This window comes from Actinomadura geliboluensis (assembly GCF_005889745.1).
GTDB lineage: Bacteria > Actinomycetota > Actinomycetes > Streptosporangiales > Streptosporangiaceae > Spirillospora > Spirillospora geliboluensis.
This window is the reverse complement of record NZ_VCKZ01000241.1, coordinates 1-14,331: the sequence shown is the minus strand read 5'-3', so window position 1 is coordinate 14,331 and position 14,331 is coordinate 1. Positions and strand designations below refer to the sequence as shown.

Sequence of the window (14,331 nt, the reverse complement as noted above, 5' to 3'; positions counted from 1 at the left end):
CACCAGCGGTTGTCCGGAACAGGCGCGGGTGTGATCCGCGGGCCGCCCCGCCGCGTCAGCGGGGAGTGGGCCGCCGGTGCGGGCGGGGGCCGAGGGCGGCGCGCAGGACGCCGCCGAGGCCCTTGGCGGAGGCGGCCAGGAACGTCGTCCAGTCGAAGTAGTCGCGCCAGAGGGTGATGCGGTCGCCGTGCACCTCGAAGGTGCCGCAGACCCAGAACTCGGCGCGCCACGTCCCGCGCTCCAGGACGTCGGTGCGCTCGGTGAGCACCACCGGGCCGTTCGCGGCGATGTTGTGGACGCGGGCCTCGAAGCCCGTCCCGTAGCGGGTCATGGAGCGGAGCGTCTTCTCCACGGCGGGCAGGCCGCGGGCGGGCGGCAGCGGGACGTTCTGGTAGACCATGCCGGGCGCCGCGTGGGCCAGGGCGCGGTCGACGTCCAGGTTCTCGAGCGCGGAGAGGAAGTCGGTGACGATCTGGATCTCGGTCATGGCGCTCCTCCAGGGTCGGGACCACCACGGTAGTGCGGGAGAATCCGGACATGCAGTTCGCCATCCTTGGAGCGGTCGAGGCCCGGGCCGGCGGGGACGCCGTGCCGATCGGCGGACCCCGGGTGCGGGCGCTGCTCGCGATGCTGCTGCTGGACGCGGGACGGCTCGTCCCGGCGGAGCGGCTCATCGACGGGCTCTACGGGGAGGACCCGCCGAGCGGCGCGGCGAACGCGCTCCAGTCGCAGGTGTCGCGGCTGCGCCGCGCGCTCGGGGACGCGGCGCCGGTCGAGGGGCTGCCCGCCGGCTACCGGATCGCCGTCGAGCGCGACGACGTCGACGCCCACCGGTTCGAGCGGCTCGCCGCGGACGCGCGGCGGGCGGCGACGGCCGGGGAGGCGGCCGCGCTGCTGGAGGAGGCGCTCGGGCTGTGGCGCGGCGCCGCGCTGGCCGACGTGAGCGCGCCGTTCGCGGCGGCGCAGGCGGCGCGGCTGGAGGAGGCGCGGGCCGCGGCCGTCGAGGCCCTCGCCGAGGCGCGGCTGCGGGGCGGCGACCCCGAGCCGGCGGTCGAGCGGCTGCGCGACCTGGTGGCCGCGCAGCCGCTGCGCGAGCGGGCGCGGGCGCTGCTGATGCGGGCGCTGCACGCCGGCGGCCGGCAGGCGGAGGCGCTCGCGGTGTTCGAGGACGGGCGGCGGGCGCTGGCCGAGGAGCTGGGCGCCGACCCGTCCAAGGAGCTCGCCGAGGCGCACCTGGCCGTCCTGCGCGGCGACGCCGCCCCCGAGGCGGTCCGGCCGAACCTGCCCGCGCAGCTCACCAGCTTCGTCGGGCGCGAGGAGGAGCTGCGGCGCGTCCGGAAGATGCTCGCGCACGGGCGGCTCGTCACGCTGCTCGGGCCCGGCGGCGCGGGCAAGACGCGGCTCGCGATCGAGGCGGCGGGACGCGAGGGCGGCGAGGTCTGCTTCGTCGACCTGGCGCCCGTCGTCGCGGACGAGGTGCCGAAGGCGATGCTCGGCGCGCTCGGGCTGCGCGAGGGCGGGATGCTGCCCGCCCCGGGCGAGCCGTCGCCGGACGCGGTGGAGCGCCTGGTCACGGCCCTGGAGGGGCGGCACTTGCTGCTCGTCCTGGACAACTGCGAGCACGTCGTGGCGCCCGTCGCGCGGATCACGCGCCGGCTGCTCGGCGCGTGCCCGCGGCTGCGGGTGCTGGCCACGAGCCGGGAGGCGCTCGCGATCACCGGGGAGGCGCTGCGGCCGCTGCCGCCGCTGGAGCTGCCGCCGGACGGCGTCCCGGCCGAGGCGCTCCAGGGCTACCCGGCGGTGCGGCTGTTCCTGGACCGGGCCGAGGCCGTCCGTCCCGGCTTCGCGGTGGACGAGGGCAACGCCGGGGCCGTGCTGCGGATCTGCCGGGCGCTGGACGGGCTGCCGCTGGCGATCGAGCTGGCGGCGGCGCGGCTGCGGTCGCTGCCGGTCGCCGAGGTCGCGACGCGGCTGGACGACCGGTTCCGGCTGCTGTCGCGCGGGGACCGGGCGGCGGCGCCGCGCCACCGGACGCTGCGCGCGGTCGTCGAGTGGAGCTGGGACCTCCTCGACGAGGCGGAGCGCACCCTCGCCCGGCGGCTGACGGTGTTCTCCGGCGGCCTCGCGCTGGAGGCGGCGGCGGGCGTCTGCGACCTGGACGACGCCGACGAGCTGCTGGTCGAGCTGGCCGACAAGTCGCTGGTGCAGAGCGACGGGTCGCGGTACCGGATGCTCGACACGGTCCGGGCGTTCTGCGCCGAGCGCCTCGCCGAGGCGGGCGAGCGGGAGCGGTTCGAGCGGGCCCACGCCGAGTACTTCGCCGGGCTGGCCGCGCGCGCCGAGCCGCACCTGCGCGGGACCGGGCAGCTGGAGTGGCTGGAGCTGCTCGCCGCCGACCACGGGAACCTGCACGCGGCGCTGCGGTGGGGCGTGCGCGCCGACCCGGCGCTCGCGCTGCGGACGGTCGCGTCGCTGTCGTGGTACTGGTGGCTGCGCGGCCGGGTGGAGGGCGCGGCGCTGGCGTCGGAGCTGCTCGACGCGCTCGGCCCCGAACCGCCGGCGGGGATGGAGGAGGAGTACGTCCTCTGCGTCACCAACGCGGTGGCGGGCGGGATCGCCGGCGAGCGGGCGGTGGCGTGGCTCGACCGCGCCGCAGTGCAGCTGCAGCGCGTCGACCGGGCGGTGCGGTACCCGGTCGTGATCGTCCTGTGGGCGCTCACCGCCGGGCCCGAGCGCACCGACTACGCGGCGTTCACCCGGCAGATCGGGGACGACCCGTGGACGCGGGCGCTGGTCGCGATGAGCGACGGGTTCCTCGCCCAGCACGCCGGGGACGTCGCCGCGACGGAGCGGCACTGCGGCGAGGCGCTGCGGCTCTTCCGGTCCCGCGGCGACCGGTGGGGCATCGCCAACGTGCTCGACACCCTCGCGCAGGCGGCCGGCTGGCGCGGCGACCACGCCCGCGCCATCGCGCTGCTGGACGAGGCGCTGGACGTCCTCGCGCCGCTCGGCGCGCTGGAGGACACCGCCGACCTGCTCTACCAGCGGGCGCACGTGCTGATCCGCGGCGGGCGGCCGGAGGCGGCGCGGCCGGACCTGGAGCGCGGCATCGAGCTCGGCCGCCGGGCCGGCGCGCCCGACAAGGTCGCCGCCGGCCACTACGGGCTCGGCGAGGTGGCGCGGCTGCGCGGCGACCTCGGCGAGGCGCGGCGGCTCTACGAGACGGCCCTCACCGGCTTCGCCTCCGAGCGGTTCATCGCCGCCGCGACGCGCGGCTCGGCGCTCGTCGGGCTGGGCTGGCTGGCGGTCGCCGAGGGCGACACAGGACGGGCCCGCGCGCTGTTCCGCGAGGCCCTCGACATGTCGCTGGACCATCCCATCTTCGTCTACCGGACGGCCGTGGCGACCGGGCTGGCGGGGGCGGCCGCCGCCGACGGGGACGGGGAGCGCGCGGCGCTGCTGCTCGGCGTGGCGGAGGCGCTGCGCGGCGTCCACGCCGCGGGCGGCCCCGACGCCGAGCGCGCCGCCGACGCGGCCCGCGGCCTGCTGGGCGACGCCGCCTTCGAGCGGGCCTTCGCGGCGGCCGCCGCGCTCCCCCGCGACCGGGCGGGCGCGATCCTCACCGGCACCGGCTGACGAGCGCCGGCGGGCGCCGGCGGCCCCTGACGGGCGCTGACGGCCCGCGCGCCCGGCCGTCAGCGGACGGTGCGGGAACGGTCAGCGCGCCCCGCGACCGTTGCGGTCATGAACTCCTCAGCCCGCAAGTGGGGCACCTTCGCGATCTGCCTGCTGGCAGCGCTCGTGCCGAACATCGACCTGACCGCGCTGAACCAGGCCGTCCCGCATCTGAGCGCGGACCTGGACCCCTCGGCCACCCAGATCCTGTGGATCGCCGACGCCTACGGGTTCACGCTCGCCGGCCTGCTGATCACCATGGGCGGCATCGGCGACCGGGTCGGGCACCGGAGGCTGCTGCTGATCGGCACCGCGGTGTTCGCCGCGGCGTCCGCGGTGACCGCGTACGCGCCGAGCGCCGAGCTGCTGATCGCGGCCCGCGCGCTGCTCGGCGTGGCGGGGGCGACGCTGATGCCGTCCGGCCTGTCGCTGATCCGCCGGGCGTTCCCCGAGCCGAAGGAGCGGACCGCGGTCATCGGCGCGTTCAGCGGCGTCGCCGGTCTCGCCGTCGGCCTCGGCCCGGTCCTGGCGGGGGCGCTGCTGAACCACTTCTGGTGGGGCTCCGTCTTCATGATCAACGTGCCGATCATGGCCGTGGTGCTGGTCGCCGGCGCGATCGTGCTGCCGGAGTCGCGCAACCCCGTGCCGGGCCGGCTGGACCTGCCGAGCGTGCCGCTGTCGATCGCCGGCGTGCTCGGCGCGGTGTACGCGATCAAGGAGGCCGCCGCGCACGGCCTGGACGAGACCCGCGTCTACGTCTCGCTCGCGATCGGGCTGGCGGCGCTGGCGGCGTTCGTCGTCCGGCAGACCCGGACGGCCGAGCCGCTGATCGACGTCCGGCTGTTCCGCCGCGCCGCGTTCGCCGGCTCCGTCGCCACCAACATGTTCGCGATGTTCACCCTGGTCGCCCAGTCGCTGATCTTCTCCCTGTTCTTCCAGCTCGCGCTCGGCTGGTCGCCGCTCAAGGCGGGCCTGGCGGGCCTGCCCGGCGCGGCCGGGGCCATGATCGGGGGCGCCGTGCTGGCCCCGCCGCTGATCAACGCGCTCGGCCGGGCCCGCGTCGTCGCCGCCGGCATGCTGGTCTCGGCCGGCGGGTTCTCCCTCTACCTGGTGATCGGCCTGCACACCTCGTACTGGCTGATGCTCCCGTCCATGCTGCTGGCCGGGCTCGGGATGGGGCTGGCGATGACGGTCACCGCCGACACCGTGCTCGCGTCGGTGCCGAAGGAGCGCTCGGGCTCGGCGTCGGCGATCGCCGAGACGGCGACCGAGCTGGGCGGCGCGCTGGGCATGGCGGTCCTCGGCAGCGTGCTGACCGCCGTGTACCGCAACGTCCTGGACCTGCCCGCCGGCGTCCCGGCGCCGGCCGCGGCCGCCGCGCGCGACTCGCTGGCCGCCGCCCTCCAGGCCGCCGCGGACCTCCCCGCGGCGCTCGGGGCGCAGATCGCCACCGCCGCCCGCGAGGCCTTCGTGGACGGCATGCACGCCGCGCTCGTGTGCAGCGCCGGGTTCGCCGCCGCGGTCGCCGTCTTCGCGCTGGTGACCCTGCGGAACGTGCCCAAGGTCATCGAGGACGCCGAGGAGCCCGACCTCGTCCCGCTCCCCTGAGCCGGGCGGGCGCCCCGCCGTCCTCCATGCCTGGAAATATGATATCACTTTGCTATGATGGTGATAACCGAGGAACGGGAGGACGGCATGGCGGACGCGGTGGCCCGGGTGGAGATGCCGAGGCCGAAGATCGAGGAGCGGGCGGCGCGGGACCGCGGCGGGTGGCTGATGCTGGGCGTCGCGCTGCTGTGGGTCGCGGTGGGCGGCGCGTCGATCGCCGTCGGGGTGGCGGCCGGCGGGGCCGCCGCCATCGCGGTCGGCGGCGCGGTGGGCGGCCTGCTGGTGGTCGCGGGGCTGGTCCTCGCGGCCGGGCTCACCCCGGTCGCGCCGGGCGAGGCGCGGGTGCTGCAGCTGCTCGGGCGCTACTCCGGGACCGTCCGCACCGACGGGCTGCGCTGGGTGAACCCGCTGACCGAGCGGCGCCGGGTCTCGACCCGGATCCGCAACCACGAGACCGGGCTCGCCAAGGTCAACGACCTGGACGGGAACCCGATCGAGATCTCCGCCGTGGTCGTGTGGCAGGTCGCCGACACCGCGCGGGCGGTCTTCGAGGTGGACGACTTCGTGGAGTTCGTCGCGTTCCAGACCGAGGCGGCCGTCCGGCACATCGCGGGCAGCTTCCCCTACGACGCCGCCGACCGCACCTCGCTGCGCGACAACGCCGACGAGATCACCGCGCAGCTGTCGGAGGAGCTGGCGCAGCGCGTCGCGTCCGCCGGGGTCGACATCATCGAGTCCCGGATCACCCGGCTGGCGTACGCGCCGGAGATCGCGCAGGCGATGCTGCGCCGGCAGCAGGCCGGCGCGGTCGTGGCGGCGCGGCAGCGGATCGTGGAGGGCGCGGTCGGCATGGTGCAGCTCGCGCTCGACCGGCTGGACGAGGAGAACGTCGTGGAACTGGACGAGGAGCGCAAGGCGGCGATGGTGAGCAACCTGCTGGTCGTGCTGTGCGCCGACCGGGACGCCCAGCCGGTGGTCAACGCCGGCAGCCTCTACCAGTGACCGCGCGTAGCAGTGGCGGAGCGGAAGAAGATCCTGCTGCGGCTCGACCCGGCCGTGCACGACGCGCTGGCCCGGTGGGCGGGGGACGAGCTGCGCAGCACCAACGCGCAGATCGAGTTCCTGCTGCGGCGGGCGCTCGCCGACGCGGGCCGGATGCCGGGGTCGGCGGAGCGGATGCGGGGGCCGGGCCGGCCGCGCAGGCGGCCGCGGCCCCCGGACGGTGACGGAAACGGGGACGGGGACGGGCGCTGGCCCGCGGACGAGGACGACCCGCCGGGCGGCGGGAGCGAGGACTAGCCATGGTCGAGGTTCCGGAGTCGCTGCCGGCGCGCATGTACCTGCTGGCGTACGACCTGAGGAAGCAGAAGATGACCAGCGGGGGCGCGCGGCTCGGCTACGTGCTGCGCGGCGCCGCGCTGACCGAGCTGTACCTGGACGGGCGGCTGCAGGAGGAGCGGCGCCGCCCCGTCCCGGGCACGCCGGGCGACGACCCGTACGGGGTGGCGGCGCAGATCGCGGCGTCCCGGCCCCGGTCCTGGCAGCACTGGGTGCGGACGGACGCCAAGGCCATCGTGGAGACGGTCCGGGACGAGCTGGAGCGGGACGGCTGGATCCGGGTTCGCCGCACCCGGGTGCTCGGGCTCGTCCCGCGGCACGAGGTCACGGTGAAGGACCCGCGGGTCGTGAAGGAGCTGTGGGGCGGCGCGTCGTCGGCGCTGCGGGGGCGGCCGGTGGCGCATGTCAACAGCTACGACGCGGCGGCGGTGGCGCTCGCGGCGGCGGGCGGGCTCGGCTCGGTGCTGCCGCGCCCCGACCGGCGGCGCTACCGGCGGCGGATCGCGGAGCTGACCGCGCGCAGCGGCCCGGCGGCGCCCGCCGTCCGCAAGCTGATCCGGAGCATGGACGCGGCGGCCGCCGCCGGCTGACCGGCGCGCCATTGCGGTTTCCTACAAGATCCGGGGGTCCCGGTTTGTATCGGGCCCCACCGGCGGCGGGGGCCGCGCGGCCCATAGCCTTCTCGGACATGGACCCCGAGCGCCTTGTCTATCCGCTGATGAAGTACGTCGTCATGGGACCCGCCATGCGCGTCGCGTTCCTGCCCCGGGTGAGCGGGGTGCGGCACGTCCCGCGGACCGGGCCGGTGATCATCGCGGCGAACCACCTGGCGTTCCTCGACTCGTTCGCGGTGCCGCTGATCCTGCCGCGCCGGGTCCACTTCCTCGGCAAGCACGAGTACTTCACCGGGGCGGGGATGAAGGGGCGCGCCACGGCGACGTTCTTCCGCGGCGTCGGGGCGATCGCGGTCGACCGGTCCGGCGGGCGGGCGGCGCTGGACGCGCTCGACGCCGCGGCGGCGGTGCTGGCGCGCGGCGGCGTGTTCGCCATCCACCCCGAGGGCACCCGCTCCCCCGACGGGCGGCTCTACCGGGGCCGCACGGGGGTGGCGCGGCTCGCGATGCGGACCGGGGCGCCCGTCGTCCCGGTCGGGATCACCGGCACCGACCGGGTGCAGCCGCGCGGGCGGGCCGTCCCGCGGCCGGGCCGGATCGGGCTGCGCGTCGGCCCGCCGATGGACTTCCGGGGCCGGGACGAGGGCGTCCCGCGCGGCAAGGCCGCCCGGCAGGTCACCGACGAGATCATGGAGGCGATCCAGGCGCTGTCGGGCCAGGAGTACGTGGACGACTACGCGCCCCGCCCCACCGAGCCGGCGTGACGGCCCGGCCGTCCCCCGCATGTTTGAGCGCGACCGAAAGGGCACGATTCAGGGGGACCGACGGAGATGATGTGGAAATCAGCCTGGACCTCCTGCTCCCCCGGGACGCCGCGAGCGTCCCGGCCACGCGGAGGCTCCTGGACGCGGCGCTCGCCGCACTCGGGGTCGAGGACCACATCCGCGACGACATCGAGATGATGCTGACCGAGGCGTGCAGCAACGTGATCAGGCACGCCGAGCACGGCGCCCGCTACACGGTGCGCGCCACCATCCAGGACCGCCGCTGCACCATCAAGGTCATCGACTCGGGCACCGGGTTCGACGCCGGGCGCGTCCCGCTGCCCGACCCGTCGGCCGAGCACGGCCGCGGACTGCTGATCATGCGGTCGCTGGCCGACGACGTGCGGTTCTGCTCGTTCCCCGAGGACGGCGCGCTGGTCGCGCTGGAGAAGCGGCTGTCCTACGGCGAGGACAGCCTCGGCGGCCTGCTCACCGCGGACAGCGTCCTCGCCGACGCCTTCCCGGAGGGCGACGAGTTCGCCGACCGGATGTTCGACCTGGCGCGGGCCGGCGACACCGGGCGGCTCGTCGGCTACGTGGACGCCGGGGCGCCGGTGAACCTGGCCAACGAGCGGGGCGACACGCTCCTCATGCTCGCCGCGTACCACGGCCACCCGGAGACCGTCCGGGCCCTCGCCGCGCGCGGCGCCGACCCCGAGCGCGCCAACGACCGCGGCCAGCGGCCCCTCGCGGGCGCGGTGTTCAAGAAGGAGACGGCCGTGGTGCGGGCCCTGCTGGACGCGGGCGCCGACCCGCGGGCGGGGTCGCCGTCGGCCGCCGAGACCGCGCGGATGTTCGGCGACGCGGAGTTCCTCGCCTGGTTCGACGAGGTCGCGCCCCCGCCCGCGTGAGTCAGCGCGGCGCGATCCCGTTGGCGGCGGCCGCGGCGGTGGGCGACGGCTCGTCCACGACCACGCGGTGGTGCCAGTACGGCGGCGCGATGCCCTCCTCGCGGAGCGTGCGGTGCAGGCGCTTGAGGAACTCGTGCTTGATCGCGAACTGGTCGCCGAACTCGCTGGACCGCAGGATCACGTGGAAGCCGACCGAGGCGTCGTTGAAGTCGTCGAACCGCACCAGGACGTTGCAGTCGGCGACGCCGCCCTGCACGTCGTTCATGACGTCGTGGCCGACCTTGACGAGCATCTCCTCCACGGCGTCGAGGTCGACCTCGTAGGGCACCTTCGCGTACACCATGACCGACATGTCCTGCGCGGGCCGGTGGTAGTTGGTGAGGATCGTGTCGGAGAACCGCTGGTTCGGGATGACCTCGATGTTGTCGGACAGCGTCCGGATGGAGGTGTTGCGCCAGTTGATGTCGACGACGTACCCCTCCTGGCCGGTGGCCAGCTTGATGTAGTCGCCGGGCTCGATCGTCTTGGACGCGAGGACGTGCACGCCCGCGAACAGATTCGCGAGCGTGTCCTGCAGGGCCAGCGCGACCGCGAGACCGCCGACGCCCAGGGCGCCGAGCAGCGGCGTGATGGACACCCCGATGCTCTGCAGCATCACCAGGACGCCGACGCCGAGCACGATCACCCGGGTGATGTTCGCGAAGATCGTGACGTTCGCGGCGACGCCCTGCCGGGCCAGCGCGATCGAGGTCACCGACGCGGCGATCAGCCGGGCCAGCGCCAGCGACACCACCAGGATCGTCACCGCGGTGAGGATCTTGGCGGTGACGTCCAGGGTGCCGCGCGGCAGCTCCAGCACCTTCGCCGCCGTCCACAGCCCGAGCAGCACCGCGAGCGGCATCGCCAGGTCGCGGATCAGGCGGGCGGCGAGGTCGTCCCAGGCCCACCGGGTGTCGCCCGCCCGCCGGGTCAGCCGCCCGGTCAGCAGCCGCAGGAGGACGGCGATCGCCAGTGCCGCCGCCATCACGACGGCGGCGGCGATGACGCGCGTCCAGCTCAGGTCGCCCAGGTCACCCATGACGCGTGTAACTCTCCCAACGGGGGCCATCACCGGCCGAGCCGGCCGAATCCGGCCCGTAAGATCCCGATTTGCCGAGTTGCGTGTCCCGATCGTAGTGAAGCCGCGGTGTGCTCCGCGGCGTATCGCGGGACATGTGGCCGCGGGGTCGCCGGATGTGGCGGATACGATCGATCACGTGGTAGCCGTGGGAATGATGCGCCGGCTGGGGGTCACGGCGCTGGGACTGCGCAACGGCCCCCACCGGGTGACCGTCGAGCGCGACCTCGCCGTCCCCGCCGCCGACGGAGTGACGCTGCTGGCCGACCGGTACGCCCCGGTGGGCGTCGACGGGGCGCCCGTCGTGCTCGTCCGGTCCCCCTACGGGCGGCGCGGCCCGTTCGGGCTGATGTGCGGGCAGGCGTTCGCGTCCCACGGGTTCCAGGCGGTGGTGCAGAGCGTCCGCGGCGGCTTCGGGTCCGGCGGCGTCTTCGAGGCCCTCGACGAGCGCGAGGACGGCCTCGCCACCATCGAGTGGCTGAAGTCGCAGCCCTGGTTCGGCGGGACGTTCGCGATGCACGGCCCGAGCTACCTCGGCTACGTGCAGTGGGCCGTCGCCGCCGAGGCCGGACCGGAGCTGAAGGCCCTGTCGATGCAGGTCACCGCCTCCACGTTCCGGGACGCGGTCAACGTCGGCGGCACCTTCGCGCTGGAGTCCGCGCTGATCTGGGTCGACCTGACCGCGCGGATGAAGAACTCCCTCTCCGGCATCACGACCGGCATCATGTCGCCGCGCCGCGCCCGCCGCGCCACCCTGTCCGGGCGCCCGATCGCCGAGCTCGACCGGCTCGCGACCGGCGCGCAGCAGCGCTTCTTCCAGGACCTCCTCGTCAACGGGCCCGACACCCCGTTCTGGGACAAGCGCGACTTCAGCCCCACCGTGTCGAAGGTCACCGCGCCGGTGAACATGACGGGCGGCTGGTACGACATCTTCCTGCCCTGGCAGATGAAGGACTACGCGGCCCTGCGCGCCGCCGGCCGCCGCCCGTACCTGACGATCGGCCCCTGGTTCCACGCCGACCAGCGGATGATGCGGGGCTCGGTCGCCGACTCCATCGCCTGGTTCCGCGCCCACCTCCTCGACGACCCGTCCGGGCTGCGCGAGAACCCCGTTCGGCTCTACATCACCGGCGCGGACGAGTGGCGCGAGTTCCCCGACTGGCCCGTCCCCGGCATGCGCGAGGAGCGCTGGCACCTGCAACCCGCCGGTGCGCTGTCGACCGACGCCCCGCCCGAGTCCGACCCCGACGCCTACCGCTACGACCCGAACCACCCGACGCCGTTCCTCGGCGGGCCGACGCTGCTCGGGGAGACCCGCCCGTCCACCGACCAGAAGCGGCTGGAGCGCCGCCGGGACGTCCTCACCTACACCTCGGCCGTGCTGGACGACGACCTGGAGATCATCGGCCCGGTCACCGCCGACCTGCACATCCGCTCGAACCGGGAGCACACCGACTTCGTCGTCCGGCTCTGCGACGTCACCCCGGACGGCGCGTCGCTCAACCTCTGCGAGGGCATGCGGCGGCTCGTCCCCGGCACCCCGGAGGCCGGCGCTGACGGGGTGCGCCGCGTCGCCGTCGAGCTCTGGCCCGCCGGGCACCGCTTCCGCCGCGGCCACCGCGTCCGCGTCCAGGTCGCGAGCGGCGCCTACCCGCGCGTCGCCCGCAACTCCGGCACCGGCGCCCCCATCGGCACCGCCACCGAGATGCTCACCGCCGACCAGGAGATCTTCCACGACCCCGGCCGGCCGTCCGCCATCACGCTCCCGGTCGTCTCCTGACGGGCGCGGCCCCCGGCGGCCCTAGCGGGCGCGGGCCCCTAGCGAGCCCCTAGCGAGCGCGGAGGGCGGCGAGGGCCTTGTCGGCGTGCACGTTCATGCGGACCTCGCTCTTGACCACGGCGAGGACGCGGCGGTCGGTGCCGATGACGAACGTCTGGCGCCGGGTGGGCAGCAGCGCCACCCCGCGCTTGACGCCGAAGCGGGCGCGGACCTCGCCGGACGGGTCCGACAGCAGCGGGTAGCCGAGGGAGTGCCGGTCGGCGAACTCCTTCTGCTTGGCGACCGGGTCGGCGCTGACGCCGACCGGGTGGGCGCCCGCCTCGGCGAGTTCGGCGACCAGGTCGCGGAAGTGGCACGCCTCGGCGGTGCAGCCGGGGGTCAGCGCGGCGGGATAGAAGAACAGGACCACCGGCCCCTTCTCCAGGAGGCCGGTCAGGGTGCGGGGCTCGCCCGTCTCGTCGGGCAGCTCGAAATCGTCAACGACGTCACCGACGTTCATGGCAGGAACCTAGCGGAGCAGGTCCGCGATGGCACCGGGGGCCCAGGCCCCGCGGGCGCCCGGCCGCCCGGCCAGGTAGGACGCGGCGCGGGCGGCGGGCCAGCCGTGGGCCTCCCGCAGGCCGTTGCCGAGCATGGCCAGGTAGGCGGCGGTCGGCGCGTTCGGCGGCGCGGGACGGGGCGCGGTGAAGGTCAGCATGGGGCGGCCCGCCCGCTCGCCCACCTTCAGGACGGTCTCGTAGCGGCCGGGCCCGAGGCACTGGCGGCCGCTCGCCAGCGCCTCGGAGAGGTCGTGGTCGGTTCCGGCGTCGCCGTGCATCTCCTGGGACAGGACGTCGCAGAACTGGCGGCGGGTGAGCAGGTAGGCGCGGGCGGCGGCGCGGCCGGGCAGCTCCGGGTCGTAGAAGGCCATCCCGCCGCCCCAGGTCAGGGACGTGTGCGCGAAGTAGATCCCGCCGGGGACCGTGATCGACTGCTCGGCGCGGGCGGGCCGGGGGTCGCGGCAGCCGGCGTAGCGGCGGGCGGCGCCGCGGGGACGCCCGCCGGCGAGGTAGCAGTGGAACCTCTCCCGGTAGAGGTTCGAGCCGTAGGCCACGTACCAGATCGGTTCGTCACTCATCTGGTCCAGTATTCCCGCAGGTCGGTGGTGTTTTCATGGGGTCGAGCCGGGCCCGATGCCGTTTCGCCAGGTTTGACAGTGAGTGCGGGCGGAAATGAAACTGGCCGAGCAGGTGTCTACGACGCAGATACCTCCGTGCTTCCCCTGTGTTGTCCCGGAGGATCCGTCATGCATCGCTCGCTCAACATCGCACTCGTGTCCGCCTCCGACCTCGACGGCGAACACCTGCAGTCAATCCACGTCCGGGATCTCGCTCGCTCGCTCACCCGCCCGCTCGTCTCGGACGGGGAGCCGAATCAGGTCACGGTCTACGCGCGGCGCCAGGACAAGGCCGCCCGCGGCCGGGCCAGGCTCGCGCCGGGCGCCACCCTGGTCCACCTCGACGCCGGGCCGGCCCGCCCGCTGCCGGACGAGGAGCTGCTGGCGCACATCCGCGACTTCGCGGACGGGCTGCGCCGGCGCTGGTCCGGTGCGGGGCGCCCCGACATCGTGCACGCGCACGGCTGGATCGGCGGCCTCGCCGCCTGCGCCGTCGCGCGCGAGCTGGACATCCCGTTCGCGCAGAGCTACCACGGGGTGGCCGCGACCGAGCGCCGCGCCGGGCACCGCGTGCACCCGCACCGCGACCGGCTGGAGAAGGCCATCGGGCGGGACGCCGACCTCGTCCTCGCCGGGCACGCCGAGGAGGCCGGGCAGGTCGTGCGGATGGGCGTGCCGCGCCCGTCGGTCGCGGTCGTCCCCTACGGCGTGGACGGCGACCACTTCGCCCAGGTCGGCCCGGCGATGCCGCACGGCGGCCGGCCCCGCCTGGTGATGGTGTGCGACGACCTGGAGACCGGGGACGTCGCCACCGCGCTGCGCGCCCTCGTGCACGTCCCGGACGCCGAGCTGGCCGTCGCCGGCGGCCCGCAGCGCGAGGACCTGGAGAGCGACCAGGGCGTGCACCGGCTGCGCCTGCTCGCCAAGGAGCTGCACGTCGCCGACCGGGTGATCTTCCTCGGCCGGCTGCCGCACAAGAACCTGCCGAAGCTGCTGCGGACCGCGAGCCTGGTGCTCTGCCTCGCGCCGCACGAGCCGTGCCCGTCGGTGCCGTTGGAGGCCATGGCGTGCGGCGTGCCCGTCGTCGCGACCCCGGCCGGCGGGAACGCCGACGAGGTCCTCGACCACATCACCGGGCTGCACGTCCCGGCGGGGCGGCCCGTCGTGATCGGCCGCGCCGTCCGGCACCTGCTGGCCGAGGAGACGACGCTGCACGGCTACTCGATCGCCGCCGCCGACCGCGCCCGCTCCCGCTACTCGCTGGAGCGGATCGCCGCCGAGACGCTGCGCGCCTACCTGAAGGTGCTCCCCGCGCCCGAGCCCGAGCCGGCGGACGAGGAGGAGACGGCGGAGCACGAGGCCGACAAG

Annotated in this window: 13 protein-coding genes; 9 read left to right on the top strand and 4 right to left on the bottom strand. The window is 75.4% G+C overall.

Features of this window, described 5'->3' with window-relative positions:
• Window positions 1-55: 55 nt before the first annotated feature.
• Window positions 56-487, bottom strand: a complete 432-nt coding sequence (locus ETD96_RS27955; RefSeq protein WP_171069268.1) for a limonene-1,2-epoxide hydrolase family protein — start codon at window positions 485-487, stop codon at window positions 56-58.
• A gap of 50 nt (window positions 488-537) precedes the next feature.
• On the opposite strand from ETD96_RS27955, the gene ETD96_RS27950 reads away from it, so the two are divergent.
• The 7 genes from ETD96_RS27950 (at window position 538) to ETD96_RS48225 (ending at window position 8,910) form a co-directional block, all read left to right on the top strand.
• Entirely contained in the window at window positions 538-3,636 is a 3,099-nt protein-coding gene (locus tag ETD96_RS27950; protein ID WP_138639474.1) for an AfsR/SARP family transcriptional regulator, read from the top strand.
• 108 nt (window positions 3,637-3,744) lie between these two features.
• Window positions 3,745-5,283, top strand: a complete 1,539-nt coding sequence (locus ETD96_RS27945; RefSeq protein ID WP_138639473.1) for an MFS transporter — start codon at window positions 3,745-3,747, stop codon at window positions 5,281-5,283.
• A gap of 57 nt (window positions 5,284-5,340) precedes the next feature.
• Complete coding sequence (locus ETD96_RS27940) at window positions 5,341-6,285, top strand: SPFH domain-containing protein (protein ID WP_387077782.1); 945 nt, start codon at window positions 5,341-5,343, stop codon at window positions 6,283-6,285.
• Between the two features lie 12 nt (window positions 6,286-6,297).
• Window positions 6,298-6,582, top strand: coding sequence for a type II toxin-antitoxin system antitoxin (locus tag ETD96_RS46940; RefSeq protein WP_138639472.1), 285 nt, complete (start codon window positions 6,298-6,300; stop codon window positions 6,580-6,582).
• A gap of 2 nt (window positions 6,583-6,584) precedes the next feature.
• Window positions 6,585-7,211: a GOLPH3/VPS74 family protein gene (locus ETD96_RS27930; RefSeq protein ID WP_138639471.1), complete on the top strand. Its 627-nt coding sequence runs from the start codon at window positions 6,585-6,587 to the stop codon at window positions 7,209-7,211.
• Window positions 7,212-7,309: 98 nt separating this feature from the next.
• Window positions 7,310-7,999: a lysophospholipid acyltransferase family protein gene (locus tag ETD96_RS27925; protein WP_138639470.1), complete on the top strand. Its 690-nt coding sequence runs from the start codon at window positions 7,310-7,312 to the stop codon at window positions 7,997-7,999.
• A 71-nt stretch (window positions 8,000-8,070) separates the two neighbouring features.
• Complete coding sequence (locus tag ETD96_RS48225; RefSeq protein WP_420884789.1) at window positions 8,071-8,910, top strand: ATP-binding protein; 840 nt, start codon at window positions 8,071-8,073, stop codon at window positions 8,908-8,910.
• Between the two features lies 1 nt (window position 8,911).
• Here ETD96_RS48225 and ETD96_RS27915 read toward each other — a convergent pair whose 3' ends face one another.
• A complete protein-coding gene (locus ETD96_RS27915; protein ID WP_138639469.1) occupies window positions 8,912-9,988 on the bottom strand; it encodes a mechanosensitive ion channel family protein in 1,077 nt (358 codons plus the stop codon).
• 178 nt (window positions 9,989-10,166) lie between these two features.
• On the opposite strand from ETD96_RS27915, the gene ETD96_RS27910 reads away from it, so the two are divergent.
• Entirely contained in the window at window positions 10,167-11,807 is a 1,641-nt protein-coding gene (locus tag ETD96_RS27910) for a CocE/NonD family hydrolase (protein ID WP_338072608.1), read from the top strand.
• A 49-nt stretch (window positions 11,808-11,856) separates the two neighbouring features.
• Here ETD96_RS27910 and ETD96_RS27905 read toward each other — a convergent pair whose 3' ends face one another.
• Both ETD96_RS27905 and ETD96_RS27900 read right to left on the bottom strand, forming a co-directional pair.
• A complete protein-coding gene (locus ETD96_RS27905; protein ID WP_138639468.1) occupies window positions 11,857-12,306 on the bottom strand; it encodes a peroxiredoxin in 450 nt (149 codons plus the stop codon).
• Between the two features lie 9 nt (window positions 12,307-12,315).
• Window positions 12,316-12,924 (bottom strand): histone deacetylase, encoded by a 609-nt coding sequence (locus ETD96_RS27900; RefSeq protein ID WP_138639467.1) that lies wholly within the window; start codon window positions 12,922-12,924, stop codon window positions 12,316-12,318.
• A 168-nt stretch (window positions 12,925-13,092) separates the two neighbouring features.
• Here ETD96_RS27900 and ETD96_RS27895 point away from each other — a divergent pair.
• The coding region (locus tag ETD96_RS27895) for a glycosyltransferase (protein ID WP_138639466.1) at window positions 13,093-14,331 on the top strand (1,239 nt) is incomplete at its 3' end.

Coding starts and splice junctions, on each gene's coding strand:
- ETD96_RS27915 (WP_138639469.1), bottom strand. CDS start 9,988: ATGGGTGACCTGGGCGACCTGAGCTGGACGCGCGTCATCGCCGCCGCC.
- ETD96_RS27950 (WP_138639474.1), top strand. CDS start 538: ATGCAGTTCGCCATCCTTGGAGCGGTCGAGGCCCGGGCCGGCGGGGAC.
- ETD96_RS27940 (WP_387077782.1), top strand. CDS start 5,341: ATGGTGATAACCGAGGAACGGGAGGACGGCATGGCGGACGCGGTGGCC.
- ETD96_RS27945 (WP_138639473.1), top strand. CDS start 3,745: ATGAACTCCTCAGCCCGCAAGTGGGGCACCTTCGCGATCTGCCTGCTG.
- ETD96_RS27905 (WP_138639468.1), bottom strand. CDS start 12,306: ATGAACGTCGGTGACGTCGTTGACGATTTCGAGCTGCCCGACGAGACG.
- ETD96_RS27900 (WP_138639467.1), bottom strand. CDS start 12,924: ATGAGTGACGAACCGATCTGGTACGTGGCCTACGGCTCGAACCTCTAC.
- ETD96_RS27955 (WP_171069268.1), bottom strand. CDS start 487: ATGACCGAGATCCAGATCGTCACCGACTTCCTCTCCGCGCTCGAGAAC.
- ETD96_RS27930 (WP_138639471.1), top strand. CDS start 6,585: ATGGTCGAGGTTCCGGAGTCGCTGCCGGCGCGCATGTACCTGCTGGCG.
- ETD96_RS27925 (WP_138639470.1), top strand. CDS start 7,310: ATGGACCCCGAGCGCCTTGTCTATCCGCTGATGAAGTACGTCGTCATG.